This is a genomic window from Labrys sedimenti (assembly GCF_034424805.1).
In the GTDB taxonomy this organism is placed as follows: Bacteria; Pseudomonadota; Alphaproteobacteria; order Rhizobiales; family Labraceae; genus Labrys; species Labrys sedimenti.
This window is the reverse complement of record NZ_JAXOUF010000008.1, coordinates 117,828-142,042: the sequence shown is the minus strand read 5'-3', so window position 1 is coordinate 142,042 and position 24,215 is coordinate 117,828. Positions and strand designations below refer to the sequence as shown.

The 24,215-nt window shown below is 65.0% G+C and carries 22 protein-coding genes; 8 read left to right on the top strand and 14 right to left on the bottom strand.

The genetic code is table 11. The features are described 5' to 3' along the window. The first annotated feature begins 8 nt into the window (after nt 1-8). The 3 genes from U1R88_RS22175 (at nt 9) to U1R88_RS22165 (ending at nt 2,796) form a co-directional block, all read left to right on the top strand. Nucleotides 9-797, top strand: coding sequence for an ABC transporter ATP-binding protein (locus U1R88_RS22175; RefSeq protein WP_322433203.1), 789 nt, complete (start codon nt 9-11; stop codon nt 795-797). Further along, the gene (locus tag U1R88_RS22170; RefSeq protein WP_322433202.1) at nt 790-1,488 is read left to right on the top strand and encodes an ABC transporter ATP-binding protein; all 699 of its coding nucleotides are present in this window, start codon (nt 790-792) and stop codon (nt 1,486-1,488) included. Before U1R88_RS22175 ends, U1R88_RS22170 begins: the two co-directional genes overlap by 8 nt. A 147-nt stretch (nt 1,489-1,635) precedes the next feature. Beyond that, nucleotides 1,636-2,796, top strand: a complete 1,161-nt coding sequence (locus U1R88_RS22165) for a LysR substrate-binding domain-containing protein (protein ID WP_322433201.1) — start codon at nt 1,636-1,638, stop codon at nt 2,794-2,796. A 181-nt stretch (nt 2,797-2,977) separates the two neighbouring features. Here U1R88_RS22165 and U1R88_RS22160 read toward each other — a convergent pair whose 3' ends face one another. Further along, complete coding sequence (locus tag U1R88_RS22160; RefSeq protein ID WP_322433200.1) at nt 2,978-3,958, bottom strand: quinone oxidoreductase family protein; 981 nt, start codon at nt 3,956-3,958, stop codon at nt 2,978-2,980. A 116-nt stretch (nt 3,959-4,074) separates the two neighbouring features. On the opposite strand from U1R88_RS22160, the gene U1R88_RS22155 reads away from it, so the two are divergent. Further along, entirely contained in the window at nt 4,075-4,956 is an 882-nt protein-coding gene (locus tag U1R88_RS22155; protein ID WP_322433199.1) for a LysR family transcriptional regulator, read from the top strand. A gap of 257 nt (nt 4,957-5,213) precedes the next feature. Here U1R88_RS22155 and U1R88_RS22150 read toward each other — a convergent pair whose 3' ends face one another. Genes U1R88_RS22150 through U1R88_RS22120 form a run of 7 tightly spaced genes read right to left on the bottom strand, consistent with a single transcriptional unit; the run spans nt 5,214 to nt 13,280 of the window. Then, on the bottom strand, nt 5,214-6,203 hold the full coding sequence (locus tag U1R88_RS22150) for an ABC transporter ATP-binding protein (RefSeq protein WP_322433198.1): 990 nt from the start codon (nt 6,201-6,203) through the stop codon (nt 5,214-5,216). 8 nt (nt 6,204-6,211) lie between these two features. Further along, nucleotides 6,212-7,171 carry an ABC transporter ATP-binding protein gene (locus U1R88_RS22145; protein WP_322433197.1) on the bottom strand — a complete coding sequence of 320 codons (960 nt, stop codon included), beginning with the start codon at nt 7,169-7,171 and terminating at the stop codon, nt 6,212-6,214. Next, nucleotides 7,168-8,139: an ABC transporter permease gene (locus U1R88_RS22140; RefSeq protein WP_322433196.1), complete on the bottom strand. Its 972-nt coding sequence runs from the start codon at nt 8,137-8,139 to the stop codon at nt 7,168-7,170. The genes U1R88_RS22145 and U1R88_RS22140 overlap by 4 nt, the downstream gene beginning before the upstream one ends. Then, complete coding sequence (locus tag U1R88_RS22135) at nt 8,139-9,155, bottom strand: ABC transporter permease (protein WP_322433195.1); 1,017 nt, start codon at nt 9,153-9,155, stop codon at nt 8,139-8,141. The genes U1R88_RS22140 and U1R88_RS22135 overlap by 1 nt, the downstream gene beginning before the upstream one ends. A gap of 20 nt (nt 9,156-9,175) precedes the next feature. Further along, entirely contained in the window at nt 9,176-10,840 is a 1,665-nt protein-coding gene (locus tag U1R88_RS22130) for an ABC transporter substrate-binding protein (protein WP_322433194.1), read from the bottom strand. Between the two features lie 21 nt (nt 10,841-10,861). Continuing rightward, nucleotides 10,862-11,767, bottom strand: a complete 906-nt coding sequence (locus U1R88_RS22125; RefSeq protein ID WP_322433193.1) for a proline iminopeptidase-family hydrolase — start codon at nt 11,765-11,767, stop codon at nt 10,862-10,864. Beyond that, the gene (locus U1R88_RS22120; RefSeq protein WP_322433192.1) at nt 11,757-13,280 is read right to left on the bottom strand and encodes a leucyl aminopeptidase; all 1,524 of its coding nucleotides are present in this window, start codon (nt 13,278-13,280) and stop codon (nt 11,757-11,759) included. Before U1R88_RS22120 ends, U1R88_RS22125 begins: the two co-directional genes overlap by 11 nt. A gap of 276 nt (nt 13,281-13,556) precedes the next feature. On the opposite strand from U1R88_RS22120, the gene U1R88_RS22115 reads away from it, so the two are divergent. After that, the gene (locus U1R88_RS22115; RefSeq protein ID WP_068289134.1) at nt 13,557-14,459 is read left to right on the top strand and encodes a LysR substrate-binding domain-containing protein; all 903 of its coding nucleotides are present in this window, start codon (nt 13,557-13,559) and stop codon (nt 14,457-14,459) included. Between the two features lie 154 nt (nt 14,460-14,613). On the opposite strand, the gene U1R88_RS22110 is transcribed toward U1R88_RS22115, so the two are convergent. Both U1R88_RS22110 and U1R88_RS22105 read right to left on the bottom strand, forming a co-directional pair. Continuing rightward, nucleotides 14,614-15,216 carry a HutD/Ves family protein gene (locus tag U1R88_RS22110; protein ID WP_322433191.1) on the bottom strand — a complete coding sequence of 201 codons (603 nt, stop codon included), beginning with the start codon at nt 15,214-15,216 and terminating at the stop codon, nt 14,614-14,616. A gap of 45 nt (nt 15,217-15,261) precedes the next feature. Then, nucleotides 15,262-16,074 (bottom strand): hypothetical protein, encoded by an 813-nt coding sequence (locus tag U1R88_RS22105; RefSeq protein ID WP_322433190.1) that lies wholly within the window; start codon nt 16,072-16,074, stop codon nt 15,262-15,264. A gap of 215 nt (nt 16,075-16,289) precedes the next feature. Here U1R88_RS22105 and U1R88_RS22100 point away from each other — a divergent pair, with 215 nt between their 5' ends. Both U1R88_RS22100 and U1R88_RS22095 read left to right on the top strand, forming a co-directional pair. Then, entirely contained in the window at nt 16,290-16,976 is a 687-nt protein-coding gene (locus U1R88_RS22100) for a DUF2384 domain-containing protein (RefSeq protein WP_068289129.1), read from the top strand. Next, nucleotides 16,969-17,661 (top strand): RES family NAD+ phosphorylase, encoded by a 693-nt coding sequence (locus U1R88_RS22095; RefSeq protein WP_322433189.1) that lies wholly within the window; start codon nt 16,969-16,971, stop codon nt 17,659-17,661. Before U1R88_RS22100 ends, U1R88_RS22095 begins: the two co-directional genes overlap by 8 nt. A 268-nt stretch (nt 17,662-17,929) precedes the next feature. Here the strand turns inward: U1R88_RS22095 and U1R88_RS22090 are convergent, their stop codons facing one another. The 4 genes from U1R88_RS22090 to U1R88_RS22075 all read right to left on the bottom strand — a co-directional run bounded on the left by U1R88_RS22090 (nt 17,930) and on the right by U1R88_RS22075 (nt 22,183). Then, nucleotides 17,930-18,703: an SDR family NAD(P)-dependent oxidoreductase gene (locus U1R88_RS22090; RefSeq protein ID WP_322433188.1), complete on the bottom strand. Its 774-nt coding sequence runs from the start codon at nt 18,701-18,703 to the stop codon at nt 17,930-17,932. 34 nt (nt 18,704-18,737) lie between these two features. Further along, nucleotides 18,738-19,559 (bottom strand): carbohydrate ABC transporter permease, encoded by an 822-nt coding sequence (locus tag U1R88_RS22085; protein ID WP_322433187.1) that lies wholly within the window; start codon nt 19,557-19,559, stop codon nt 18,738-18,740. 3 nt (nt 19,560-19,562) lie between these two features. Next, nucleotides 19,563-20,453 carry a carbohydrate ABC transporter permease gene (locus U1R88_RS22080; RefSeq protein ID WP_322433186.1) on the bottom strand — a complete coding sequence of 297 codons (891 nt, stop codon included), beginning with the start codon at nt 20,451-20,453 and terminating at the stop codon, nt 19,563-19,565. 410 nt (nt 20,454-20,863) lie between these two features. Continuing rightward, nucleotides 20,864-22,183 carry an ABC transporter substrate-binding protein gene (locus U1R88_RS22075; protein WP_322433185.1) on the bottom strand — a complete coding sequence of 440 codons (1,320 nt, stop codon included), beginning with the start codon at nt 22,181-22,183 and terminating at the stop codon, nt 20,864-20,866. A gap of 461 nt (nt 22,184-22,644) precedes the next feature. Between U1R88_RS22075 and U1R88_RS22070 the strand changes: the two genes are divergently transcribed. Then, entirely contained in the window at nt 22,645-23,982 is a 1,338-nt protein-coding gene (locus U1R88_RS22070; protein WP_322433294.1) for a hemolysin family protein, read from the top strand. Nucleotides 23,983-24,215 lie beyond the last annotated feature (233 nt).

Genomic DNA, 24,215 nt, shown 5'->3' with positions numbered 1-24,215 from the left:
AGGCGGTCATGAGCCAGGCGCTTTTGGAGACCCGCGACCTCACCATCCGCTTCGGCGGACTGACGGCGGTCGACGGCGTCGACCTCCGCCTCAACAGCTCGGAGATCCTGTGCATCATCGGGCCGAACGGGGCGGGGAAATCAACTTTGTTCAACGTCATCACCGGCATCTATCGTCCTTCCAAGGGCACGGTGGCGCTGGAAGGGCGGGATATCACCGGCAACCCCGCCCATCGCATCGCGGCCGCCGGTATCACCCGCACCTTCCAGTCGAGCCGGCTGTTCAACGATCTGACGCTGGTCGACAATGTGGTAATCGGCATGCATTGCCGGACCCGCACCGGGGTGCTCACCGCCCTGTTGCGCCCAGGCAAGGCACGGGCCGAGCTCGACGAAGCGGCGGAGCGGGCGGGTGAACTGATCCGCTCCATCTCGCCCGACCTCTATGAGCGGCGCCATACGCTGGCGGGAACGCTGCCCCAGGCCGACCGTCGCCGTCTGGAGATTGCCCGGGCGCTCGCCTCCGACCCGAAGGTGATCCTTCTCGACGAGCCGTCCTCGGGCATGGACGACCGCGACACCGACGCCCTGATGGCGAGCATCCGCTCTGTCATGGCCCGGCGCGCCGGCCTATCCTTCCTGATCATCGAGCACGACATGCGCCTGGTCAGGGCTTTGCCCGACAGGGTTGCCGTCATCGATTACGGCCGGAAGATCGCCGACGGCGATTTCCAGGAGGTGCGGCAGCTGCCGCGCGTCCAGCAGGCTTATCTCGGACACAAGGCCGGCCATGCTTGAACTCAAATCCGTCTCGACCAGCTATGGGCCGGTGCCCATGCTGCGCAACGTTTCGCTCCAGGTGAACAAGGGCGAGCTCGTCTGCCTGCTCGGGCCGAACGGCGCCGGCAAGAGCACGACCTTCAACGCCATTTGTGGCCTCATCAGGCTCGATGCGGGTTCGATCGGCATTGCGGGCAAGGATGTGGCGGCGGTGGGAACCGAGCGCCTGTCCGCCCTCGGCGTCGGCTTCGTCCCCGAAGGGCGCCGGCTCTTTCCGACCCTGAACGTGCGGGAGAATCTCAAGCTCGCCTTCGACGCCTCCAAATGCCGGGTGCCGTTCGAGGACAGGCTGGAGGCGATGGCCAGCTTGTTTCCGCGCATTCGCGAGAGGCTGGCGCAGGGCGCGGGGACGATGTCGGGCGGCGAGCAGGCCATGGTGGCGCTCGCCCGCGCCTTGATCGGCAATCCGCAACTGGTGGTGATGGACGAGCCCTCGCTCGGCCTCTCCCCCAAGCTGATCGACGAATATTTCGACATCGTCGGGCGCATCCGTGACGAGGGCAAGACCGTGCTGCTGATCGAGCAGAATGCCGAGACCGCGCTCTCGATCGCCGATCGCGGCTATCTCCTGGTGCGTGGCCAGATCGCGGTGACGGGTTCCAGCAAGGACCTGCTCGCCAACGACACGGTGCATCACCTCTATCTCTAAGGCGGCCCTGCCGACCTAGGGCGTGCTGCGGCTTTTCTGAACCCGTGCAGCGGAAATCCATATTTTCCAGCGCCGACGATTTCCGGAAGGATCGTTGGCCTGAACGGCCGGGGTGACACCGGCTTCAAGATCAATGGGAGAGAGCGGATGGGCGTGGGGATCGATCCGAAGGTGCGCGAGAAGTTTCTCGGCGGCATGAGCCAGGCCGCCTGCACCGTGAACGTGGTCTCCACCGACGGGCCGGCCGGCCGGGCAGGGGTGACCGTCTCGGCCATGGCTTCCGTCTCGGCCGATACGGAGCTGCCGACCATGCTGGTCTGCGTCCACCATCTCAGCCCGGCCGCGACCAAGATCGTCGAGAACGGCGTGCTCTGCGTGAACGTCCTGCGCGACGACCAGTCCTACATCTCGGACGTCTTCGCCGGGCGTTTCCGCGACGAGATCGGCGACAAGTTCGAATGCACCGAATGGGTGACGGCATCGACCGGTGCACCGCGCATCGCCGATCCCCTGGTGGCGTTCGACTGCAAGCTGCTGTCGAGCGAGAAGGTCGGCACGCACCATATCTTCCTGTGCGAGGTGCGCGACATCCATCTTTCCCGCCACGGTTCGCCGCTGATCTATGCCAATCGTTCCTATGGCTCGTCGAACCGGATCGAGGGGGCGAGTTCGCTGCGTGCGGCCCTGGCGGGCGAGACGGCCAAGCTGGTGATCGGCTGCTTCCACACCTTCGGCCCCTATCTCATGCCCTCGCTCATCCGCGAGATGGGCGGGATCGGCGTCAAGCTGATCGAGGGCGATCATCGCCGCCTGCGCGAAAGCCTGCTGGCGGGCGAGAGCGAACTGGCGCTGCTTTATGATTTCGACCTCGGCGAAGAGTTCGAAAAGCTGTCCCTGGGCGAGCTGACGCCCTATGTCCTGCTCGCTGCCGACCATCCGCTCTGCCACCAGAGCGAGGTGGCGCCCGAGGATCTCGCCGCCGAGCCGATGATCCTGCTCGATGCCCCGCCCAGCCGCGACTATTTCACCGGCATTCTCGAAGACGCCGGCATCAAGCCCTTGATCGCCTATCGCTCGATCTCCTTCGAGATGGTGCGCGGCATGGTGGCCCACGGCCTCGGCTATTCGATCCTGGCGACCAAGCCGGCCTCCGACATGAGCTATGACGGGCTCAACCTGGTGACCCGCCCGTTGACCGGCAAGCATCGCGAGAACCGCATTGTGCTCGCCCATCGCGCCGAGCGCGAACTCTCGCCCGCGGCCCGGCATTTCGCCGATCTGTGCGCCAGGCGCTTTGCAAGGCGGTGAGGCGATCTGGGAGTGCCGGGAAAGCACGACGGCGCGGAAGGAGGTCTCCTCTCTCGCCGAGAGGGGCGCGACTCGCCTTCCCCACTTCCTGGAGAGGGCAAGCCGCGTTTCGTTCGGCGCGGTCTGAGATATGTGCATCCGGGCCCGTATGGGGAGAGATTAGCACCCCGGCAACATCCTCCTACGGCGTGATCAGGATGGCCCCGACGACCTGGCGGGCCTCGGCTACCTCATGCACTTTGGCGATCTCGTCGAGCGAGAAGCGCTGCCCGATGTCGACGCTTACATGCCCCTTGGCGACCGCATCGAAGAAATCGGCGGCATTGGCGCGGAAGCTGGCGGTGTCGGCATTGTGGGCGAACACCGAGGGTCGGGTGATGAACAGGCCGCCCTTCTTGTTGAGCAGGTCGAGGTCGATGGCGGGCGCCGGGCCCGAGGCCGCACCATAGGAGACCACCAGGCCGAAGGGGGCGGCGCAGTCGAGCGACTTGATCAGCGTATCCTTGCCGACGGCGTCATAGACCACGCGTGCCTTGCGGCCGCCGGTCGCCTGCAGGAAGGCTTCGGGCCAGGCGGGATCGTTGAGATCGATCACGGCCTTGCACCCGGCGGCGAGGGCGGCATCGCGTTTACTTGGCGAGCCGGTGGTGCCGATCACGGTGGTGCCGAGGGCGGTGGCCCAGCGGCTGAGGATCTGGCCGACGCCTCCGGCGGCGGAGTGGACGAGCAGGAGATCGCCCGGCTGGACAGCATGGGTCTTGCGCAGCAGGTATTGCGCCGTCATGCCCTTGAAGAACAAGGTGGCCGCCGCCTCGTCGCTGACCGAGGCGGGCAGGACGGCGAGCTTGTCGGCCGGGACGTTGCGCCTGTCGGCATAGGCGCCCAGGCCTGCGTTGATGTAGGCCACCCTGTCACCGACCTTGACGTCGCTAACGCCAGAACCGACCGCTTCGACCGCGCCGGCGGCCTCGAAACCGAGCCCGCTCGGCAATTGCAGCGGGTAGATGCCCTTGCGCTGGTAGATGTCGATGAAGTTGAAGCCGATCGCGGTGTGCCTGACCTGGGCTTCGCCGGCGCCCGGCGCGGGCAGGTCCCGTGTCTCGAGCTTCATCACAGCGGGGTCGCCATACTCGGCGACGACAACTCTGCGTTGGGCGGACATGAACGGTATCTCCTGGGTGGACCGTATTGCGGTGTCGCTATCTGTTATGATCTCAATAGCATTTCGTGATAAATGGAGAGATGATCGTTAGACTTGAAACAAATGGTTTCAAATTGATGGATCGTTTCACCAGCATGGGTGTGTTCGCCAAGGCCGTGGAGGCTGGATCGTTCTCGGCGGCCGGCAATGCGCTGTCGATGTCCTCACAGATGGTGGGCAAGCATGTGCGCCTGCTGGAGGATCACCTCGGCGTCAAGCTGATCAATCGCACCACCCGGCGCCAGAGCGTCACCGAGATCGGACGGAGCTATTATGAGCGGGTCCGTACCATCCTGGCCGAGGTCGAGGCGGCCGAGGTGCTGGCCGCCGAGACGCGCGCGACCCCACGCGGCCAGATCCGGATCAATGCCCCCGTGACCTTCGGGGCGCATGAACTCGCCAATATCCTGCCGGACTATCTGGCCGCCAATCCCGAGGTCGATGTCGAGCTCACCCTGTCCGATCGCGTCGTTGATCTCGTCGACGAGGGCTATGATGCCGTGTTCCGCGTCGGCCCATTGGCCGATTCCAGCCTGATCGCCCGGCCGCTGCGACCGATGACGTTCACCGTCTGCGCGGCGCCGGCCTATCTTGCGGCGCATGGCCATCCTGCGAAGCCGGCCGACCTCGAGGACCATGAAAGCCTCGGTTTTATGCATGGCAATACGCGCGACCAATGGCGCTTTGCCGGTCCCGATGGCCTGGAAACGGTCGAATTATCCTATCGCTTCCTGGCCAATAATGGCCAGGCCCTGCTCACGGCGGCCCTGGCTGGCCTCGGCATCATGCTCCAGCCGTCGTCCCTGGTGCAAAGCGAGATCGAATCCGGGCGGCTGGTCCGGCTGCTGCCGGGCTATGAGGCTCCGCCGCGGGTGATGCACATCCTCTATGCGCCTGATCGCCGGATCACCCCGAAGCTGCGCTCCTTCGTCGATTTCGCCGTCACCCGTTTCGGATGAGGGCAGCACAAACCCTTGTGTAGTTTGCCGTAAGAGGCAGTCCCTTTTTTAGGACGACGAGGCCTGAAGTACCGCAACCCCTCATCCGCCTGCCGGCACCTTCTCCCGCAAGGGGAGAAGGGAATCAGTTTGGAAGGCGCCACGCCAGCCGGTCCCTTCTCCCCTTGTGGGAGAAGGTGCCCCATAGGGGCGGATAAGGGGTCGCGATGCCCTATCTGGCCTTGCTCCCGTTTTTTCAAGGACCCTGAAGGGAGGACCTATGAAGCAACGGGGAAGTGGCAGGCGACCTTGCGGCCGGGGCCGTAGTCCCGCATCTGCGGACGCTCCGTACGGCAGCGGTCCTGGGCGACCGGACAGCGCGGGTGGAAGCGGCAGCCCGGTGGCGGCTTGAGCGGGCTCGGCACGTCACCGGTGAGGATGATGCGCTTGCGCGTGCCGCCCGGCGTGGTCTCCACGGTCGGAACCGCCGAGATCAGGGCCTGGCTGTAGGGATGCGCCGGGGTGGAGAACACCTCTTCGGCCGGCCCTTCCTCGACGATGGAGCCGAGATACATCACCGCGATGCGGGTCGAGACCTGCCTTACCACCGACAGATCGTGGGCGATGAAGACATAGGTGAGGTTCAGCTTCTCCTGGAGGTCAGCCAGGAGGTTGACGATCTGGGCCTGCACCGACACGTCGAGCGCCGAGACCGGTTCGTCCAGAACCACCAGGTCCGGATTGAGCGCGATGGCGCGGGCGATGCCGACGCGCTGGCGCTGGCCGCCGGAGAACTCGTGCGGATAGCGCATGACGTGATCCGGCAGCAGCCCGACGAGATCGAACAGCTCCGCCACGCGCTTGGTGATCTCGGCGGACGACAGCCTGGTGTGGATGCGCAACGGCTCCGCCACCAGGTCGCCGACGCGCCGGCGCGGGTTGAGCGAGGCCGATGGGTCCTGGAACACCATCTGCAGCCGGCGCCGCAGCGGGCGGAGCTCGGCCAGCGACTTGCCGGTGATGTCGTCGCCCTCGAAGAAGAGCTGGCCATCGGAGATGTCGTAGAGCCGGACCAGGCAACGGGCCAAAGTGGACTTGCCGCAACCCGATTCCCCGACGAGCCCGACGGTCTCGCCACGCCGCACGGTGAGGGAGACGTTGTCGACCGCATGGACGGTGCGCCGGCCTTCCGAGGAAAAGCGGCTGCCGATCGAGAAGCGTTTGCCGAGCGCGCGCGTTTCGAGGATCGGCTGGTTCCTGTCTGTCATTTGTCCGCTCATGCTTGCGCCACCCGGAAGCAGGCGGCGGCGTGCGTGCCGCTGCCGAGACCGGGCTTGTCGGCCTGGCAGGGCTCGTAGCGTACCGGACAGCGAGGGCCGAAGGCGCAACCCTGCGGCAGCCTGAGCAGCGACGGCGGCGAGCCGGGAATAGCCGGCAGGCGCCTGGGCTTCTCGCCGGTCAGCGGCGGGATCGAGCCCAGCAGGGCCCGCGTATAGGGGTGCCTGGGATCGGAGAACAATTCCGCCCGGCTGCCGCGCTCCACCACGCGTCCCGCATACATCACCATGACACGGTCGGCGAGTTCGGAGACCACGCCCATGTCGTGCGTGATGAAGACCACGGCCGAATTATGAGTCGAACGCAGCTTGCGCACGAGATCGAGAATGCCGGCCTGCACGGTGACGTCGAGCGCCGTGGTGGGTTCATCCGCCACCAGCAAGGCCGGGTCGCAGGACAGGGCCATGGCGATCACCGCGCGCTGGCGCATGCCGCCGGAAAGCTGATGGGGATAGCGCGACATCGCCTCGCGCGGATTGGGGAAGTTCACCTCCGCCAACAATTCCTCCACGCGTTCCAGCGCCTTGGCCTTGCTGACCTTGCGATGGGCCTGGATCTGCTCGGCGATCTGCCAGCCGATGGTGTAGACCGGCGTCAGCGCCGTCATCGGGTCCTGGAAGATCATGGCGATCTCGTTGCCGCGCAGGCGCCGCAGCTCCCGAGCCGGCAGGCCCACCAGTTCCCGGCCCTTGTAGCGGATCGAGCCTTCGATTTTCGCATTCGGGTCGGTGATCAGGCCCATCACCGCCAGCAGCGACACGGTCTTGCCGGAGCCGGATTCGCCGACGACGCCGAGGATCTCGCCCTCGGCGAGGTCGAAGGAAACGCCGTCGATGGCACGAACCAAACCATCATCGGTGCGGAAGGAGACCCGCAGGTCGCGTACGGACAGCATCATGACGTCCTCACGCGCGGATCGAGGAGAATATAGACGAAATCGACGACGGCATTGGCCACGACCACGAACATGGAGGCATACATCACGGTTGCCATGATCATCGGCAGATCGAGGTTCTGCAGTGCGTCATAGGTGAGCTTGCCGATGCCATGGAGGCCGAACACCACCTCGGTCAGCAAGGCGGAGCCTCCGACCAGCGCGCCGAAGTCGAGGCCGAACAGGGTGATGAAGGCAATCAGCGAGGTCCTGAGCGCATGGCGCAGCAGGATGCGCGTTTCCGACAGGCCCTTGGCGCGGGCGGTACGGATATAATCCTCCTGCAGGGATTCGATGATCGCCGCCCGCAGCACGCGCCCGTAGATGCCGATATAGAGCACCGCGAGCGTGATCCAGGGGATGACCAGAGTGAGGAACCAGCCCGTGGGATCGTCGAGGAGGTTCTTGTAGCCGAGCGGCGGCACCCAGCCGAACAGCCAGGTGTCATGGTAGCGGCTCTGGGTGATCAGGTTCATCACCTCGCCCAGCCAGTAGACCGGCATGGAAATGCCGATCAGTCCGGCCGCCATCAAGAGCCTGTCGATCCAGCTGTCGCGCGTGGCGGCGGCGACCATGCCGATGATGACGGAGACCACGACCCACAGGACCGCCGCGCCGAACACCAGCGACAACGTGACCGGGATCGAATCGAGCACGGCCGGCACCACCTTCCAGCCGCGATTGACGAAGGAGGTGAGGTCGCCGGTGATGAAGATCTTCTTCATCATCAGGCCGTACTGGACATAGAGCGGCTGGTCGAAGCCGAAATTGTGACGCACGGCCGCCAGCACTTCGGGCGAGGCGTTGCGGCCGGCGATGCGGGCCGCCGGATCGGCGCCGGGCGTGGCGAAGAAGATCAGGAAGACGATGACGGAGATGCCGAACATCACGAACAGCATCTGGCCGAAGCGGCGCAGGATGGCATAGATCATCAGTCGCGCCCCAGTCGAACTTTGGAGCGCGGATCGAGCGCATCGCGCAGGCCGTCGCCGAACACGTTGAGCGCCATCACCGACAGGGCGATGGCGATGCCCGGTGCCAGTGCGACCAGGGGGCGTGTATAGAGCAGGGCTTGCCCGTCCTGGATGATGGTGCCCCAGCTTGCCGCCGGCGGCTGCACGCCGATCGACAGGAAGGAGAGCGCCGATTCCGTCAGCATGTTCAGCGCCATCATCAGCGGTACGAAGACGATCAGGGTGGTGGTGATGTTGGGCAGGATGTCGCGCCACAGGATGCGACGGCCGGGCACGCCCAGATTGATGGCGGCGAGCACGAATTCGCTCTTGCGCAGCGACAGCACCTGCCCGCGGATGGGGCGCGCCACATAGGGCACGTAGACGATGCCGATGATGATGATCGGCAGCCACAGGCTGCCGGACTCGATCACGATCGGCCCGATCGAAATGCCTTGCGCGATGGTGACGATGGAAAGCGAAATCGCCAGGAGATAGATCGGGAACGCCCACAGGACGTCGAGGAAGCGCGACAGAACCGTGTCGACGATGCCGCCGAAATAGCCGGCGATCAGGCCCGCCGCCGTGCCGAAGATCAGCGTGAAGATGGTGGCGGCCCCCGCGATCATCAGCGAAGAGAGGCCGCCATAGAGCATCCGGGCCATGACGTCGCGGCCCTGGCTGTCGGCGCCAAGGAAGTAATTGCCGAGCCGCCAGGTCGGGCCGATCGGCGTGTAACCGAGCCCCAGCCCTTCGGTCGACTGCTCCATAACCGGAACCTCGGCGCCATCGATCTGGATGACGGCGTCGAGCGTCGAGGCGAACGGGTCGACCCCGGCCCAGCGCGCATAGAGCGGTGCGCTGAGACAGGCGGCCACGATCAGGAGGAACAGTGCGAGGGAGGCCATGGCCGCCTTGTTGCGTCTCAGCTTCATGAAAGCGAGGGCCCAGGGCCCTCGCGATCGGCGTGGCATGGCGACGACTTCATTCGCCACGGAGGTTTCCTCGAAGTGTGTCACTGAACCCAGGCCTGCGTGACCATCCAGTTGAACTGCGGGTTGAACTTGAAGTTGCCGACGCGCTTACTGACGAAATCGAGGCGCTTGGGCGTGAACAGGCCGACGGCCGGCGCCTTGTCGGTGATCTGCCTGTCGATCTCGGCCCACATCTTGTCGGCGGCCTTCTGATCGGTGACGCCGAGGTCCAGCGCCTTCTGCATCTTGGCGTCGATCTCCTTGTCGCAGAAACCGGAGATGTTGATCGAAGCATCCGAGCCTTCGCGGAAGGAGGCGCAGCCGAACAGGATGTTCAGGAAGTCCGAAGCCGCCGGATAATCCTTGTACCACTGGCTGACCGACATCTGCACCTTGTTGTTGGTGTTCTGGATGTAGGTGAACTGGATGTTGGTCGAGATCGGCTTGACGTCGGTGACATAGCCGATGCTGGTCAGCACACTCTGCAGATAGACGCCGATGGAACGCGAAATGGCGGTATCCTCGACGATGATGGTGACCTTCTGGCCCTTGGTGCCGGATTCTTCGACGAGCTGCTTGGCCTTGTCGAGGTCGGGAGCCGACCATTTGGTGCCGGGATTCTTGGTGAAGGGGCAATAGTCCTCATGGCCGGGGAAATCCGGCGGCAGGACCTGGCAGACTGGCGAGGCCAGCACCTTGCCCCCGAACAGCTTGACCAGCGTGTTGCGATCGATGGCAAAGGCCACGGCCTGACGGGCCTTCTCGTTGTCGAAGGGGGCTAGACGCGTATTGAGCGGGGCATACCACCACGCCGAAAGCGGCGAGATGTGGAGCTGGTCCTTGAACTTGGTACCGAGTTCGGCGAGGCGGTCGCTCGGTAGCGGGTCGAACATCCAGTCGGCTTCCCCGTTCTGGATCGCGGTCACCGCGGCTTCCTCGGACAGGCCGAAATCATACTGGACGGCATCGGGATAGCCATCAGGCTGGGCCTCTTCGCTCCACTGCTTGAAATTGGGGTTGCGCGAGAGCGTCATGCCCTTGTTGGGATCGAAGGCGGAGATCATGTAGGGGCCGGTGCTGGGAATGGGGCGCGATCCCATGTCCTCGGCCGGCGTGTCGGCGGGCAGGATCACCGCGTGCGGCAGAGCGAGCTTGTAGAGGAGCTCGGCATCCGGCTTGGTCAGGTTGAGGGTGATGGTGCCGGCCGCCTCGTCGGCGACGACGCCGCCGTCCAGCGTGCAGCTCTTGGTGTCGGCCAGGCATTTGTCGGCCCCGACGAGGCCGGCATAGAAGGTGCCGGAGGTCGGGCCGGAAATCTTGAAGATGCGCTGGAAGGAGGCGACGACGTCCTTCACGCCGAGGTCCTGTCCGTTCGAGAACTTGATGCCCTTCCGCAGCTTGAAGGTGAAGGTCTTGCCCTCATTGCTGACGGTGGGCAGCGCCTCGGCGAGATCGGGTACGACGGAAAAGCCGTCCTTGCCTTCCGCCTTGCGGAAGATCACCAGCCCGTCATAGACCGGCTGGTACATCTGCCAGCCCTGGTCGGTGTAGTTGATGTGCGGATCGAGGGTCCCGGCTGCGGAGCGGGCCAGCAGGCGTATGGTGCCGCCGCGATGCTCCTTGAGATATTCGGCCTGTGCCGGCGCCAGCCAGGAGCCGGCCAGCAAGGCCGAGGCCGTTGCGGCCAAAAGCAGTTTCTTCATCATCGATCCCCTCTTCTGATTTGTTTACCGGTCGTGCTGATCCAGGAAGTCCCCGACCACCCGCATGCATTTCTCTTGCTCTTCCACATGCGGCATATGGCTGGAATGCTCGAATATCTCCCAGCGCGATCCCTCGATGCCGTCCTTGTAGGGCTGCACGGTCGCGGGGGTGGCCTCGTCATGGCGCCCGGAGAGGATCAGCGTGGGCACCTCGACGGCCGACAGGCGGTCGATGACGCTCCAGCTCTTCAGCGTGCCGATGACGTGGAACTCGTTGGGGCCGTTCATCACGTTGTAGACGGTGGGATTGCGCGCCACCTGGGCAAAGCTCGCCGCCACTTCCGGCGGGAAGGGCACGACCCGGCAGACATGGCGCTCATAGAACACCATGGTCGCCTCCTGATACTCGGCGTCATCCGTGGTGCCGGCCTGCTCGTGCCGGGTCAGCGTGTCCTGCACGTCGGGGGGCAGGTCGGCACGCAGGCGATTGGCTTCCTCCACCCACAGCTTCATCGAGGCGGGCGAGTTGGCGATGGTCAGCGACTTCAGGCCCTCAGGCCGGGTCACGGCATATTCGGCGCCCAGCATGCCGCCCCAGCTCTGGCCGAGCACATGGAAGCCGGCCCGGATGCCGAGATGGTCGACCAGGTTCTCGAGCTCGGCGATGAACAGTTGCGGCGTCCAGAAATCGGCACCCTTCTCCGGCAGCAGGGTAGAATTGCCGCAGCCGAGCTGGTCGTAATGAATGACGGCCCGCCCGTCGCGGGCGAGCAGCTTGTAGGCGTCGACGTAGTTGTGGGCGACGCCGGGGCCGCCATGCAGGATCACCACCGGGGCCTTGTCGCCACCGAGTGCGCCGTTGATGCGATACCAGGTCTCGTAGTCCCGGAAGGCTGCCCGGCCTTCCCGGCTGATGATCTCAAGCGACATTGTGCTTCCCATTCAGGTTATGGACCCATTCTTCCAGCATCTGCACGCCGAAAGCCGTGGCGCCCTGCCGGCCCAGAGGGCGGTCGCTGTCGGCCAGCTCCTTGCCGGCGATGTCGAGATGGACCCAGGGGCGGTCTTGCGTGAAATGGCGCAGGAAGGCCGCGGCATAGGGGGCATCGCCGTCTTCCATGTCCTTGGCGTGGTGCCGGAGATCGGCGAAGGGCGAGTAGAGGCCCTCGTCATAGGCGCGGTCGAGCGGCAATTGCCAGAAGCGCTCGCCGACGGTTTCCCCGGCTGCGATCATCTGCGCGGCGATGGCATTGTCCGTGCTGAACAGGCCGGCGAAGACCGATCCGAGGCCCCGCATCACCGAATAGGTGAGGGTGGCCAGATCGACGATCACCGAGGGCTCGAAGCGCGAGGCGGCATAATGGAGGCAGTCGGCCAGGAGCAGGCGCCCTTCGGCATCCGTGTCGAAGATCTCCACGGTCTGGCCCGAGGCGGTGGTGATGACCTCACGGGGCTTGAGTGCGGTACCCGAAGGCAGGTTCTCGGCGATGCCGAGCACGCCCACGGCATGGACGGGGCTGCCCTGCCGGGCGAGCGCCAGCAGGAGGCCGACCACGGCGGCGGCCCCGCCCATGTCGGCCTTCATGTCGAACATCTGGGCGCCGCCCTTGATGCACAGGCCGCCGGAATCGAAGCAGACGCCCTTGCCGACGAAGGCGAGCGGCTGCTCGCCCGAACCCTTGCCGCGATAGCGCAGCACGGCGACGCGTGGGGCGCGGGCCGAGCCGGAGCCGACGGCGAGCAGCGCATTCATGCCGAGTTCCTTCAGCCGCGCCGCGTCGAGGATCTCGACCTCGATCCCGGCTCCGCGCAAGGCGTCGAGGTGATCGGGGAAACTGTCGGGATGAAGATGGTTCGGGGGCAAATTGACCAGGGTGCGGGCATAGTCGACGCCCTCGGCGATGGCATTGGTCCGCGCCAGCGCTGCGGCAAGTTCGGCTTTGCCGGTGCCGACCAGCGCCAGCTGCCAGGCCTGATCCGCCTCAGCCACCGGACGCTTGTTGCGCAGGTCGAAGCGGTAGCGGCGCAAGCGGATGCCGAGCGCGACGCGTGCCAGGATCTCCGCCCCGGACAGATTGGCGCCGGCGATGGGATCGAGGACGAGCGTCGCCTCGCCGATGCCCTTGCTCTCCAGATGCGCGGCGAGCGCGCCGCCCGCACGCGCCAGCGACAAGGCGTCGAGCGTCTCGGCCTTGCCCAGCGCCAGCACGATCACCCGCCGGGCCGAAGCTGCCGGTGGTGCGAAGATGTCGGTGCAGGTGCCGGATGCTGCGAGTGTGGCAGGGTCGGCGCAGACCTGGGACAGAAGGCCGCTCATTTCGACGTCGAGGGCCGCAGCCCGGGGGCCGAGTTCCTGTCCGGCAGGTTTCAGGACCACGATGGTGGAGGCTGTGGAGGAGACCTCGTCTGCCGGCTCGAACACGGGTACTGGAGATTGCGGCATCGGACGGAAGGCTCCTTCATTGCAGCGCGACGCGCGGGTAGCCATCCGGCGCATATCACCGCTCCAGTGCCCGGCCGTTGCCGCTCGATCTGGAGTTCTGGCGCATGCGCAGAGCCGCGACCGCTTCTTGCAGCGGTGCGGTGCCGATGTCCCCTATGGTCGCTTTGTCGTGACGACTTGGTCCTTCTTCGGTATCCCCGAAGCTGGCGGGCGATCAAACGCCAATTTCGTCCACGTCGATTGACAAAAACTCATCCGACAATTCATCATCGGCGCATGGCACTCCCCTCACTCAATGGCATGCGCGCTTTCGAGGCCGCCGCGCGCCTGGGCAGCATCAAGGAAGCGGCGGAAGAGCTGCATCTGACGGCTTCTGCCGTCAGTCGCCATATCCGTACGTTGGAGACCACGCTCGGCCAGGAACTGTTCGAGCGCGGCTTTCGCCAGATCACCCTGACGACGCGCGGTTCCTATTATGCGCGCAGCCTCTCGGAGGCCTTCGAGGCGATCTGGCGTGCCACCGACGACGTCAGCTTTCACGACGGCCCGCGGCAGGGCAAGGCGCATCGTGTCCGGGTGCTGTGCGTGCCGGCGGTGCTCAATCTGTGGCTGGCCGACCGGCTGCCGGCCTTTCGCCGCCAGCATCCCTCCGTCGACCTGGAGGTGATGACCTCGGGCAAGCGCGCCAATTTCGATTTGGCCATCGTCGACGAGTTCGACTACAAGGCCGGCCCGGCCCTGACGCTGCTGATCCCGCTGGTGCTGACACCGGTCTGCACACCCGCGCTTTTGAACGGTCCCCTGCCGCTGCGCTCGCCGGCCGACCTTCTCCAGCATCACCTGATCCATGAATGCGAGACCACGCGGTGGAAGCGCTGGCTCGAGCAGGAAGGCATTGCGGACAGCCCGTCGAAGTCGGGCAGCATCATGGATGATTGCACGGCGATCATGCGGGAAACCATCAATGGCGTCGGCATCGCTCTCGCCGATACCATGATGGCACAGGACCTGCTGGAGCAGGGGAGACTGATCGCTCCCTTCAGCGCCCGCCATACCTATCCCGCCGGCATCTATCTCTACCAGCGCCGCAGCGTCGGCAACAAGCAGGGCGCCAGCCTGTTCCAGGACTGGTTGTTCGGTGAAGTCGCCGAGCACAAGCGGGCGATGGCGATCGGCTGAGATTATAGCAACGGCCTTGATGATTGATCGGTCAAGCATCGTCATTGCGAGCGCAGCGAAGCAATCCAGGAGCCACGGACACCACGTTTTCCATCTCTGGATTGCTTCGCTGCGCTCGCAATGACGCGCGGATCAGACAACGATGCCGTCGGTATTACAGGCCTTGCAAGGCCATGGCCGATCGCAGGCGCAGGACGAGGGCGCGCGCCTTTCTGCCACCATCCGATGCGCGGAGCGCTGCCGCCTCTTCCCTCAGTATCACCGTGTCGCGCTCCGCCAGGCGAAGGGCACCCCGGGTGGTGGTGTCAAGGCTCCAGCTGCCGCTGACGGAGAAGACGACGACGAGGTCGTCGGGTGGGATTTCGTGGCTGCCGGGGCCAGCCAGCACCTGCTGCGCGGCATGATACCAGCACTGGCGGCTGGCCATGACGTTGAAGACCCGCACCGCCCCCTTGACCGGCCGGCCTGTTGGAGCGAGGCCGGTATCGAAGCGGAACGGCGCGAAGGGCAGGAGGCAGTGTTTGGAATCCCCGAAGTCGAGGTCGAGTTCTTCGCCCTCGATCAGGGTGATCACCCGTTCCGCGCCGGGAAAGCTGGAGAAGGCGCCGTCCTCGATGATTGGGGCGCTGCTGATCCTCACCTCGAAATCCTCGCGCGAGCCGCCGGGTGGCGAAAGATAGATCTCGTCGGTTTCCCCGCGCCCGTTCTTCCAGGGCAGCGTGACATAGGTGGCGCGGGCAAGATGTTCGATAGCCATGATGGTCCGGGTTTTGATGATGCGCGGGTCTTGCCGCCGGGTCGGTCAGGCCAGCCGGTCGAGAAAGCGAAGGAAGCCGGGGGCAGGCGTTGCGCCCCGGTCCGATGCGATCACGCCGTCGGCGCCGAGGTAGAAGTGCCGGGTGCCGCCGTCTGTCCAGCACAGATAGCGGCCGGCGGGCGGGCGGCAGAGCATCGGCGAAAGGGCGAGTTGGCCGCCGGAAGCGACGGTTTCCGCCATCCAGGCAGAACCGAGCAAGGCGTTGGCCGCCCTGATGTCGCCGGCCCGCAGGAAAGCGCGGACCTGGCTGGAGGAGCAGCGCCGGGCATTGGCCGAGACTTCCGGAACGCGGGTCACGCCGAATCCGAGCGACCTGCCGAGATGCGCCAGCAGGTCGGCATCGCCGGCCCGCGCGCGGCCGAAACGGAAGTCGTCGCCGGTGACGACATGGCTGATGCCGAGGGCCTGCTTGAGGAGCCTGTGGGCAAACTCCGCCGGTGTCAGCGAGGCAAAACCCGCATCGAAGGTCGGGGAGAACACGTAGTCGAACCCCAGGGCGGCGAAGCGACGGGCCTTCGTCGCTGAGGTGGTCAGGCGAAAGGGAGAATCCGACGTGCAGAAGAAGCTGCGCGGGTGTGGCTCGCAGGACATCACGGCCAAAGGCAGGTCCTCGCCCGCAATGCGCTCGGCGGCATCGAGCAAGGCCTGATGGCCGCGATGGAAGCCGTCGAAATTGCCCAGCAGCAGGACGGCGCCGCGATCGGGGTCGCCGGCCGGCAAGCCATCGGCGACATGGCGCAGGCCGCTTTGGCCGGCAGGGCGCCATTGCGCATGCTGGATAGGCTGTGTCCATGCCATTGGCAAAATCCCCGGGAAGCGGCTCTGCTGCGACGTTCGAAGGCTAGCGGTCCACCGCCGCCACGGGAATTCGCATTTTCCGAAACGCTGCTTTGGGAAAACCGTGGCGTGCCGGCTGCCCGGCATGACCCGCCATTCGGGCCCGATAGTCTTGATGAGATGGGTTATCATGCTATATAGATAACCATGATCATTTCAAGATTGGAGCTGATGACATGACGACCGCCCAGGCTCTCAAGGCATTGTCGGGGGTCACCACCATCACCGGGACCCCGGAGGAGGTGCGCGACGGCCTCGGCCATCTCGGCGCCAAGGGGACGCAGGTCATCGCCGTGACGCTGGACCAGGTCAGTTCTCCGGCGGCGAAGGTGCTTGCTCATACCTTCGAGGCGATTGCTCCTCTGGTCGGCGCGATCATGGCCCGGCGCGAGAAGGCCGCGCTCCAGTCGATCATCGAGGCCCTGGTGCCCCAGGTGCCGCTGCCCCAGCATATGCTGGCCGAAGCGAGGATGACGGCCGAGGCGCGCAAGGCCGTGCTGGAGGAGGGCGAATGGCTCACCGCGGCCCAGGTCGCCGAGGTGGCGGGGTTCAGCGCAACCAATCCCAGCGCTCAGCCCAACAAGTGGAAGAAGGACGGGCAGATCTTCGCCATCCGCCATCAGGGTGTCGACTATTTCCCCGGCTATGGCCTGGATCCTGCGACAGGGTATCGGCCGGCCAAGCCGCTGGGCGAGGTCCTGAAGATCTTCGGCCCGGCTAGGGATGGCTGGGGCGCGGCCTATTGGTTCGCCTCCGACAACAGCTATCTGGGCGGGGAGCGTCCCCTGGACCTGCTGCTGCGCGAGCCCGACCGGGTCATCGCCGCGGCCCGCGACGAAATGGAGGGCGTGCTGCATGGTTAAGGTGAGGACCGTGCCGAGGCTTGCCAAGGCACGCCCTGCGACACCCGCGCCGCTATCCCAGTTCGCCGCCAAGACAGCCATGATGACCTGGCCCAAGGGCCAGGTCATCCACCGCATCCACCTCGACAGATATGGACCGGCCCAGTTCAATCCGGGCCTTGCCGGCAATGCCCGCTTCAGCCCGATCAGGAACGAGGAGGGCGGGCCGATCCCCACCCTCTATGGCGGCACTTCCTTCGAATGCGCCGCGATGGAAACCGTCTTTCACGACGTTCCCTTCACCGCGCGCCTGAAGACCCTCGACAAGGCCAGGCTCGCCGGCCAGGTGCATTCCCGGCTCGAGCCCCGGCAGGATCTCCTGCTCGTCGATCTCAGCGCCACAGCCTTGCGTCGCCTCGGCCTGCGCCGGACCCAGCTCATCGACACGGAAAAGGACCGGTATCCCGGCACGCGGGCTTGGGCCGCGGCCTGGCATGCGGCGCTTCCCGAGGTGCAGGGCCTGTGCTGGATCTCCCGGCAGGACGACCGGGCTCTCGCCCTCGTCCTGTTCGGCGATCGCCTCCCCGGCGATGTCCTGGCCCCGGTGGGCGAGCCGCGTGCCGTTCTGGGTTCGATCGAAGCGCTTACCGAGTTGACCGTGCTGGCCGACCGCATCGGCGTGAAGCTGGTCGCAGGCAAGGCCTGACGGCCGAGAGAAGATGTCTGTCCCCTCCGCACATCTCTGCAGGACCTTGTGGAACGCGAGAATCCCTCCCCGACTTCGGGGAGGGTGGACCGGCGAAGCCGGTTCGGGTGGGGGTGAGTGGCGCGATCTCGCCTTTATCTGACCGGCTTGCGCCTCTCGCCCCCTTCCGTCGCTGCTGCGCAGCGCCACCTTCCCCGAAGTCGGGGAAGGATTTCCGCGCTCTATCTTGGGTCGGGGGAACGAAGCTCCCGATGGACGCGAGATCGGGCTACCAGATAGTGTAGCCGCAATCGACGACGACGACCGAGCCCGTCATGGCGCTCGCGGCATCGCTGGCCAGGAACAGGATGGCCGAGGCGATCTCGTCGGCGCGTGCCACGCGCTTCATCGGCGTCATCTCCATCCACACTGGGAACAGCTCCGGCTTGTCGAAGCCGCCGCGCGACATCGGCGTGTCGACATAGGTCGGCGCCACTGCATTGACGCGCACGCCATGAGGTGCCCATTCGCCGGCCAGCGACTTGGTCATGTGATGCACGCCGGCCTTGGCGGCATTGTAATGGACCTGGCGCTGGGGCTTGTTGGAAATGAGCCCGGACATCGAGCCCAGCGTGACGATCGAGCCCTTGCCACGCTGCAGCATCGCCCTGCCGAATTCGCGGCAGCTCCAGTAGCAGCCATTCAGATCGACATCGATCACCTTGCGCCAGACCTCGTCGCTCATCTCCTCGCCGCCGGTGTCGGGCCAGGCGATGCCGGCATTGGCGACCAGGATGTCGATGCCGCCGTGGCGTTCATTGGCCTCGCGCGCGGCCCGGCCGACGGCATCGGCATCGGTGACGTCGAGCTCGACGGCATCGACGGTCCAGCCCTTGTCGGCCAGGGCCTGCCGGCCGCTGGCGAGCACGGCCGGGTCGAGATCGGAGATCACCACCTTGGCGCCGGCCTCCAGCAAGGCCTCGGCACTGGCGAGGCCGATGCCGCGGCCGCCGCCCGTGATGAAGGCCGTCTGGCCGGAAAGGTCGAATTTCTTCAAATACATCGCTGCAATATCCTCCGCGCGAACGATAGCGTCGTCACTTGACGGCGCCGAAGGTGAGACCTCGGACGAGCTGGCGCTGCGTCAGCCAGCCGAAGATCAGGATGGGGCCGATCGCCATCAGCGATGCGGCGGAGAGCTTGGCCCAGAACAGGCCCTCGGGGCTCGAGAAGCGGGCGATGAAGGCGGTCAGCGGCGTCGCCTGCGTCACCGTGAGGTTGATGCTCCAGAACGCCTCGTTCCAGGACAGGATGATGGCGAGCAGCGCCGTCGAGGCGATGCCGGGCATGGTCATCGGCAAGAGCATCCACACGAACTGCTTGAGGGGGCCGGCGCCGTCCATGCGCGCCGCCTCCAGGATCTCCTTGGGTACGTCGCGGAAGAAGGTGAAGAGCATCCACACGATGATCGGCAGGTTGATCAGCATGTAGAGGCCGGTCAGGCCCAGGAGCGAATCCAGCAGCCCCGCCCATTGGAACAGCAGATAGATCGGCACGAGCACGCCCACGGCCGGCATCATCTTGGTCGAGAGCATCCACATCATCAGGTCCTTGGCACGCTTCCCCGGGAAGAAGGCGAGCGCATAGGCGGCCGGTAGACCGACGAGGATACCCAGTATGGTCGAGCCCACCGAGATGATCACGCTGTTGGCGAAGAAGTGGAGATAGTCCGCGCTCTCCAGGATCTCCTCGAAATTGTGCAGGCTGGGCTGGAAGAACAGGATCGGGGGCGTGGCAATCGCCTGCTGCTCGGTCTTGAAGGCCGTGATTCCCATCCACAGGATGGGAAAGAACAGCACCAGGGTGAACAGCCAGCACAAGATGCTGACGATGATGCGGCGGGTGAGGGAGACGGCCATCGATCAATCCTCCAGCGTGCGCGAAATCGTGCGCATGAGGAAGACGGCGACGATATTGGCGAGAACCACGGCGAGCATGCCGCCGGCGGAGGCGCCGCCGATGTCGGAATCGAGAAGGGCGGTCTTGTAGATGAGATAGGGCAGGGTGGTGGAGGCGTCGCCCGGGCCGCCGGCGGTGGTGACCAGGATCTCGGCGAAGATCGAGAGCAGGAAGATCGTCTCGATCATCACCACGATGGTGATGGCCCTGTAGAGGTGCGGCAGCATGATATGCGCGAAAAGCCGCAGCCCGTTGGCGCCATCCATGCGGGCCGCCTCGATCTGCTCGCGGTCGAGCGATTGCAGCGAGGTCAGCAGGATCAGGAGCGCGAAGGGGATCCATTGCCAGGCCACGATGATGATCACCGATGCGAGCGGATAGTCGGAGAACCAGTCGATGACGGGCAGGCCCAGGGAGCGCGAGATCCAGGCGAACAGTCCGTTCACCGGATGCATCAGGAGGTTCTTCCACACCAGCGCGCTGACCGTGGGCATGATGAAGAAGGGCGCGATGCATAAAAGGCGCGCCAGTCCGCGGCCGAACACCGGCTGGTCGAGCAGGATGGAACCGAGGATGCCGACCACGATCGTGATCGCCAGTACGCTCACCACCAGGATGACGGTGTTGAGGATGGCGTTGGTCAGCCCCGGATCTTCGAGCAGGTAGCGGTAATTTTCGAGGCCGGCAAAGCCGGTCTGGTCGAGATAGTTCAGATTGTACCGCTGGAACGACAGGTAGATCGTGAGTGCCAGCGGCACGATCATCCAGACGAACAGCAACAGAACGGACGGCGCCAGCAGGGGACGCGTGTTAACTCCGACACCGCGATGGCGGGCGAACAAGGCGACGGCCATGGAGCTCCTTTCGGATCGATCCCAGGGCGTTCTGCGATCTGCCGGCATCGGCGGCAGCGCAAGGACGCGTCGAAACAGGGGAGAGCGGGCAAGTGTTCCGGCTCGCACATGCCACTTTCCAGGAGTAGGCGGCGCGATCCCGGTCTAGGCAGGATCGGGATCGCGCCGCCGAAGATGCGTTCCGGGAGAGAAAACGCATCTTGGCACGGAGCGGGGCGGAATCACCCCGGCAAGCCTGTGTCTTGCGCTAATGCGGTTCACTTAAGGAGGAAACACTCCGGGTTGTCATAGCCGGGCTTGACCCGCGCGACGGGGATCCGGACTGGATTGCCGGGTCAAGCCCGGCAATGACAAGCGTCGTGCAACCTCGAAGATGCTTAGGTGAACCGCATCAGCGTCTTGTGGTCGCGCTATTTCTTCGGATAGCCGGCCTGGCGCATGGCGCGCTGGGTCAGCGACTGGGCGGCCGTCAGGCCCTGGTCGACCGTCTTCTTGCCGGCGATGACGGCAGCGAATTCCTGGCCGACGGCGGTGCCGATGCTCTGGAACTCGGGAATGCCGACGAAGGAGATGCCGCGATAGGGCACCTTCTCCTGGGTGGCGTCCGTCATGTTGGCGGTCTGGATGGTATCCAGCGTCAGCTTGGCGAAGGGCGCGGCCTTGATGTAGTCGGCATTGTCATAGGTCGACTGGCGGGTGCCCGGCGGCACGGTGACGATGCCGGAATAATCGGCGACCAGCTTGATGTAGTCGGGCGAAGTGGCCCAGTAGATGAACTTCTTGGCAGCGTCCGGTGCCTTGGAGGAAGCCGGCACCGCCAGCGCCCAGGACCACAGATAGTGGTTGCCCTTGTTGAACTTGCCATAGGGCGGATGGGCATAGCCCAGCTTGCCGACGACGCTGCTCTGCTTGGGATCATTGAGGAAGCCGGCCGAGACGGTGGCATCGACCCACATGCCGCATTTGCCGCTGGCGAACAGAGCGAGATTCTCGTTGTAGCCGTTGGAAGCGGCGCCGGGCGGGCCGTATTTCTTCAGGAGGTCGACATAGACCGTCAGGCCTTCCTTCCAGGCCGGCGTGTCGAATTGCGGCTTCCATTCCATGTCGAACCAGCGCGCGCCATAGGAATTGGCGACCGGCGTGATCTGGCCGATATTCTCGCCCCAGCCGGGCTTGCCGCGCAGGCAGATGCCGTAGACCCCGTGGTCGGGATCGTGGATCTTGGCGGCAAAGCCGTCGATGTCCTTCCAGGTCGGCTGTTCGGGCATGGTCAGGCCGGCCTTGTCGAACAGGTCCTTGCGATAGAAGGTCATCTGGCTTTCGGCATAGAAGGGCAGGGCATAGAGCTTGCCATTATAGGAAAGTCCGTCCCGTACCGATTTGAGCACGTCATCGAGCTTGTAGTCGGCCGGCACGTTGTCGAACGCCGTCAGCCAGTTGCGCTCGCCCCACATCGGTGCCTCGAACAGGCCGATGGTCATGATGTCGTACTGGCCGCCCTTGGTGGCGATGTCGGTGGTCAGGCGCTGGCGCAGCGTATTTTCCTCGAGCACCACCCAGTTCAGCTTGATGTCGGGGTTCTTGGCCTCGAAATCCTTCGACAGCTTCTGCATCACCACCATGTCGTTGTTGTTGACGGTGGCGATGGTGAGCTTGGTTTCGGCCTGTGCGGGCAGGCCGGCGATGAACGCCGCCGCTGCGCCGAGACACAGTGTTTTGAGAGCTCGCATGGTTTCCTCCTCCTTATGGTGTCGTGTTCGACATCTCGATGCACTGCAAAGTCGATGGCCGAGCCGGCTGTCGCTCGAAGACAAACGTCCCCGCGCCGCGGCATTGAAGAAATGCGCAAGCTTCATCCAAATTCGGGCAAGGCAAGTGAGCTTTGGCAGCGATTGCTAGCGGATCAGGCCATTTCCTCCGGGTGTTGGTATTTTTCTTTCATATATTTTCATAACATTCCAAAAGCTATCATGGAGATTGTTTAAGTCAACAACGAAGCTGCCCCGAGCAGGCACGATCTGTCGGTACCCGGCGGCGAGACGGGTTTTCGGGCGCATGGCAGCGGTGGCCCCCCTTTCGGGGAGGTTTCGCACAGCCTTGGCGAGGAGCGGTTTGCCTCCCGGCTTCAGAGCGGCGATGCTAGGAGGGTTCGTTTTGTGAAAGGACCGCGCCCAGCGCGGAAGGGGAGATGATGTCCGGTTCCGACGACGGTGCTCTCGTCATGGACTTGTTGAGGGTACTAGCCGTCTTTGCTCTCGTGGCCGCCAACGGCTTTTTCGTGGCCGCCGAGTTCTCGCTCGTTGCCGTCCGCCGCAGCAGGGTGGCCGAGCTTGCCGCTACGGGGCGGATGAACGCCCGCCCGCTCTTGCGCGCCATCGACAATCTCGACGCCAATCTGGCGGCGACCCAGCTCGGCATCACCATCTCGTCCCTGGCACTCGGCTGGATCGGCGAGCCGGCGCTCGCCCATCTGATCGAGCCGCTGCTCGGCTGGCTGCCGACGGGGATCGCCACCGTCGGCTCGCATGCCATCGCCGTCGCCCTCGCCTTCGTGATCATCACGGCCCTTCACATCGTGCTGGGCGAGCTCGCGCCCAAGAGTCTGGCCCTGCAGCGCAGCGAAGGCACGGCGCTGTGGATCGTCCGGCCGCTGGGCCTGTTCCTGTTCCTGCTGCGCCCGGCCATCCTGATGCTGAACGGGCTCGGCAATTTGGTGTTGCGGGCCTGCGGCCTGCGGCCGGGTTCCGGGGAGGAATCACTGCATTCGCCCGAGGAACTCAAATTGCTGGTCCGGGCCAGCCAGGACGCCGGCATCCTGCAGGATGCGCAGGAAGAGGTGATGGTGCGCGTGCTCAGCATTGGCGGGCGGCGCATCAGCGATATCATGACGCCCCGGCGCGAGATCGACTGGGTCGATATCGATGACGATCCCAAGGAGACGCTGCGCATCATCCGCGAATGCCGGCACGACCACATCCTGGTCGGACGCGGCAATATCGACGAGCCGCTCGGCATGATCGTCAAGCAGGATCTGCTCGACCGGGTGCTGGACGGGGAGAGGCTCGATCCGCTCGCCGTCATGCGCCAACCCCTCATCGTGCATGAGGCCATGCCGATCTTCCGGGTGCTCGACCAGTTCAAGCGGACCCCGATCAGACTGGCCCTCATCATCGACGAATATGGCGGCCTCGAAGGCATCGTCACCCAGACGGACCTGCTCGAAGCCATGGCCGGCGACCTGCCCGAGGTCGAGGGGGAAGAGCCCGATATCGTCGAACGCCAGGACGGTTCGCTGCTGATTGACGGCATGATGCCGGCCTATGCCGCCTTCGACCGGCTGCAACTGCAGACAAGGCCGCAGGATCGCGACTTCCACACCATCGCCGGCTTCGCCCTGTCGCAGCTCGGCCACCTGCCCGATGTCGGCGAGCAGTTCGACTATGGCGGCTGGGTGTTCGAGATCGTCGACATGGATGATCGCCGCATCGACAAGCTCCTGGCACGCCGGGTGGACGGGGCCGAGCCGTGAGGGGCGGAATTCACACAACTCAGATCGCGCCCAACAAGGCGCCGCTTGCCTTCTCCACGAAGTGGGGAAGGTGCCTGAACGAAGTTCGGGCGGATGGGGTGCGGCGGGTAGCACGCTGAGCATGAAAATATTGCACCAGGGTCGTGCCATCTCCGGAAGAGGCCGTGGCCTGCCCACCACACCCCATCCGTCATTTCTTCGAAATGACACCTTCCCCACTTCGTGGAGAAGGC

Excerpts from the sequence above, each read along its gene's own strand:
- U1R88_RS22175 (WP_322433203.1), top strand. The coding sequence starts at position 9 with ATGAGCCAGGCGCTTTTGGAGACCCGCGACCTCACCATCCGCTTCGGC.
- U1R88_RS22170 (WP_322433202.1), top strand. The coding sequence starts at position 790 with ATGCTTGAACTCAAATCCGTCTCGACCAGCTATGGGCCGGTGCCCATG.
- U1R88_RS22165 (WP_322433201.1), top strand. The coding sequence starts at position 1,636 with ATGGGCGTGGGGATCGATCCGAAGGTGCGCGAGAAGTTTCTCGGCGGC.
- U1R88_RS22160 (WP_322433200.1), bottom strand. The coding sequence starts at position 3,958 with ATGTCCGCCCAACGCAGAGTTGTCGTCGCCGAGTATGGCGACCCCGCT.
- U1R88_RS22155 (WP_322433199.1), top strand. The coding sequence starts at position 4,075 with ATGGATCGTTTCACCAGCATGGGTGTGTTCGCCAAGGCCGTGGAGGCT.
- U1R88_RS22150 (WP_322433198.1), bottom strand. The coding sequence starts at position 6,203 with ATGACAGACAGGAACCAGCCGATCCTCGAAACGCGCGCGCTCGGCAAA.
- U1R88_RS22145 (WP_322433197.1), bottom strand. The coding sequence starts at position 7,171 with ATGATGCTGTCCGTACGCGACCTGCGGGTCTCCTTCCGCACCGATGAT.
- U1R88_RS22140 (WP_322433196.1), bottom strand. The coding sequence starts at position 8,139 with ATGATCTATGCCATCCTGCGCCGCTTCGGCCAGATGCTGTTCGTGATG.
- U1R88_RS22130 (WP_322433194.1), bottom strand. The coding sequence starts at position 10,840 with ATGATGAAGAAACTGCTTTTGGCCGCAACGGCCTCGGCCTTGCTGGCC.
- U1R88_RS22125 (WP_322433193.1), bottom strand. The coding sequence starts at position 11,767 with ATGTCGCTTGAGATCATCAGCCGGGAAGGCCGGGCAGCCTTCCGGGAC.
- U1R88_RS22120 (WP_322433192.1), bottom strand. The coding sequence starts at position 13,280 with ATGCCGCAATCTCCAGTACCCGTGTTCGAGCCGGCAGACGAGGTCTCC.
- U1R88_RS22115 (WP_068289134.1), top strand. The coding sequence starts at position 13,557 with ATGGCACTCCCCTCACTCAATGGCATGCGCGCTTTCGAGGCCGCCGCG.
- U1R88_RS22110 (WP_322433191.1), bottom strand. The coding sequence starts at position 15,216 with ATGGCTATCGAACATCTTGCCCGCGCCACCTATGTCACGCTGCCCTGG.
- U1R88_RS22105 (WP_322433190.1), bottom strand. The coding sequence starts at position 16,074 with ATGGCATGGACACAGCCTATCCAGCATGCGCAATGGCGCCCTGCCGGC.
- U1R88_RS22100 (WP_068289129.1), top strand. The coding sequence starts at position 16,290 with ATGACGACCGCCCAGGCTCTCAAGGCATTGTCGGGGGTCACCACCATC.
- U1R88_RS22095 (WP_322433189.1), top strand. The coding sequence starts at position 16,969 with ATGGTTAAGGTGAGGACCGTGCCGAGGCTTGCCAAGGCACGCCCTGCG.
- U1R88_RS22090 (WP_322433188.1), bottom strand. The coding sequence starts at position 18,703 with ATGTATTTGAAGAAATTCGACCTTTCCGGCCAGACGGCCTTCATCACG.
- U1R88_RS22085 (WP_322433187.1), bottom strand. The coding sequence starts at position 19,559 with ATGGCCGTCTCCCTCACCCGCCGCATCATCGTCAGCATCTTGTGCTGG.
- U1R88_RS22080 (WP_322433186.1), bottom strand. The coding sequence starts at position 20,453 with ATGGCCGTCGCCTTGTTCGCCCGCCATCGCGGTGTCGGAGTTAACACG.
- U1R88_RS22075 (WP_322433185.1), bottom strand. The coding sequence starts at position 22,183 with ATGCGAGCTCTCAAAACACTGTGTCTCGGCGCAGCGGCGGCGTTCATC.
- U1R88_RS22070 (WP_322433294.1), top strand. The coding sequence starts at position 22,645 with ATGTCCGGTTCCGACGACGGTGCTCTCGTCATGGACTTGTTGAGGGTA.